1 pseudogene is annotated in these 596 nt (G+C 54.2%); it reads left to right on the top strand.

Features of this window, described 5'->3' with window-relative positions:
- Nucleotides 1-569: pseudogene (locus JUJ53_RS13790) on the top strand (ISKra4 family transposase); the annotation flags it as partial.
- Nucleotides 570-596 lie beyond the last annotated feature (27 nt).

Here is a 596-nt window from a genome sequence, read left to right as displayed (position 1 = left end):
GAGAGTCCGATAGCCCGTGGCGGGATTACAAAGCGGTGAGGGTGCAAGGGATCTACTACAACGCCTTCTTCCAGGACAATGACAGCTTGATTGATTATCTCAGCGCTCAACGCTTGCTTTCACCACTGGTCTGTTTGGGAGATGGTCATCCTGGGGTATGGAACCTGTTTAGGGAGCTCACGACCGTGGAGACCCGTTGGGAGATTCTCGATTGGTATCACCTTAAAGAGAACCTCTACAAGGTGGGCGGGTCGCTCAAGCGGCTAGCGGCGGCGGAAGCTCTGCTTTGGCAAGGACAGGTAGAGGCTGCCAAGGCTCTCTTTGCGGACTGTCGGCGCAAGCAAGCCCGTAACTTTGAAGCCTATCTAAGCAAGCATCAAGCTCGCATCGTCAACTATGAGTTCTACCAGACCGAGCAGCTCTGCTCCATTGGTTCAGGAGCTGTCGAATCCGCTGTCAAACAGATTGGGCGACGCCTGCAAATTTCCGGAGCCCGCTGGAATACGGCCTCTGTCAATGCGATGTTGAGTTTGCGTTGTGCCTACCTCAATGGGCAGCTTGCCTGTTGACTATTTTGTCGAAAGTGGGATGCTCCC

It is taken from the genome of Leptolyngbya sp. CCY15150, assembly GCF_016888135.1.
GTDB lineage: Bacteria > Cyanobacteriota > Cyanobacteriia > RECH01 > RECH01 > RECH01.
This window is presented reverse-complemented; position numbering and strand designations above follow the sequence as displayed.